2 protein-coding genes are annotated in these 1,835 nt (G+C 68.6%); both read left to right on the top strand.

Features of this window, described 5'->3' with window-relative positions:
- Window positions 1–195: 195 nt before the first annotated feature.
- Window positions 196–504, top strand: a complete 309-nt coding sequence (locus FHE66_RS10350; RefSeq protein WP_139072884.1) for a DUF4342 domain-containing protein — start codon at window positions 196–198, stop codon at window positions 502–504.
- A 228-nt stretch (window positions 505–732) separates the two neighbouring features.
- On the top strand, window positions 733–1,835 hold a 1,103-nt coding region (gene chvE, locus FHE66_RS10345), incomplete at its 3' end, for a multiple monosaccharide ABC transporter substrate-binding protein (protein WP_139072886.1).

Genomic DNA, 1,835 nt, shown 5'->3' with positions numbered 1-1,835 from the left:
TCCCGCCGAGAGCTGGATCGTGCACGGTGCACGATCCAGCTCTCGGCGCAGGGAGGGTGCGCGGCGTCCGTTCGCGGCGTACGCGGTCCGCTGCCGGCTCGTCCTGGGAAGTCCCGGGACGTGGACGGGCAAACGGGGTCCCGGTGTCGGGGGTGTCTGTCATCCTGGCCCCACCAGTCGAAGCAGGGGGTAGCGATGAGCGAGTCCGGCGACAGCAGGACGTGGTACGAGGAGTTCAAGGTCTCCGGGGACAACCTGGTGACGAAGGTCCGCGAGCTGGTCCGAGAGGGCAACGTGCGCCGCGTGTTCATCAAGAACGAGGCGGGGGAGACGCTGCTGGAGATTCCCCTCACCGCGGGTGTCGCGGTGACTGCGGTCGCGGCTGTCGCCGCGCCGGTGCTCGTCGCCGTCGGGGCCGTCGCCGCACTGCTCACCCAGGTGACCGTCGGCGTCGAGCGGCAGCGCCCGCCGGACGAGGCGACCTCCGTCCACGTCATCGACTGACCCGTCCACCCCGCCGCGGCGACGTCGGCCCGGGCAAGAGGCGCCGAATTCTACTCCTCCTCAAGGAGGATGACGTGGGACGTCTGGGCAACGTCCGGATCGGCGGCGGGGTAAGTTGTTCCACACAACAAAGCGGGTCGCGTCGCGGCCCAGCCCCCCACCCTCAGCGACCGGGACGAGGTCGAGAGGGCGGAGACACTGACGACTCCAACGAGAAGGGCATGCTCCATGTCGACCAGAACCACCAGGGTGGCCGCCGCTCTCGCAGGCTTCGCGCTCGTGCTCACGAGCGCCGCCTGCTCCTCCGAGCGAACCCCCGAGAACGAGGGCGACACTGCCGGCGGCTCGACCGAGCAGGCCGAGGGTGGTGGTGAGCTGATCGGCATCGCCATGCCCACCCGCTCCCTCGAGCGCTGGAACAACGACGGCACCCACCTCGAGTCGCTGCTCAAGGAGCGCGGCTACGAGACCTCCCTGCAGTACGCGGACAACGAGGTCGACCAGCAGATCACCCAGCTGCAGAACATGATCAACCAGGGCGCCGACATCCTCGTCGTCGCCTCGATCGACGGCACCGCCCTCGGGCCGGTGCTCGAGCAGGCCGAGGCAGCCGGCACCACCGTCATCGCCTACGACCGCCTCATCAACGGCAGCGAGAACGTCGACTACTACGCGACCTTCGACAACTACGAGGTCGGCCAGCTCCAGGGCGAGTACATCGTCGAGCAGCTCGGCCTGGAGGACGGCGAGGCGGGCCCGTTCAACCTCGAGCCGTTCGCCGGCTCGCCGGACGACAACAACGCGGCGTTCTTCTTCTCCGGGGCCTGGGACGTGCTCAGCCCGTACATCGAGTCCGGGCAGCTGGTCGTGCCCTCCGGCAAGGCGCCGGCGACCAACGACGAGTGGACCTCCATCGGCATCCAGGGCTGGAGCTCGCAGACGGCCCAGTCCGAGATGGAGAACCGGCTCAACTCCTTCTACGCCAACGACGAGGTCGACGTCGTCCTGTCCCCGAACGACTCGCTCGCCCTGGGCATCGAGCAGGCCCTCGACGCCGCCGGCTACACGCCGGGGGAGAACTGGCCGATCGTCACCGGCCAGGACGCGGACCTCGCCAACGTCAAGAACATGCTCGAGGGCATGCAGTCGATGACGGTCTGGAAGGACACCCGCAGCCTCGGTGACCAGGTCGCCACGATGATCGACCAGATCACCTCCGGTGAGGAGGTCGAGGTCAACGACACCGAGACCTACGACAACGGCGTGAAGGTCGTGCCGGCCTACCTCCTGGCCCCGCAGGTCGTCACGTCCGACACCGTCGAGTCCGCGCT

Origin of the sequence: Georgenia sp. 311 (assembly GCF_006151955.1) — a bacterium.
GTDB lineage: Bacteria > Actinomycetota > Actinomycetes > Actinomycetales > Actinomycetaceae > Oceanitalea > Oceanitalea wutianyii.
Note: the sequence above shows the minus strand (reverse complement) of the source record. Positions and strands in the feature narration are given on the sequence as shown.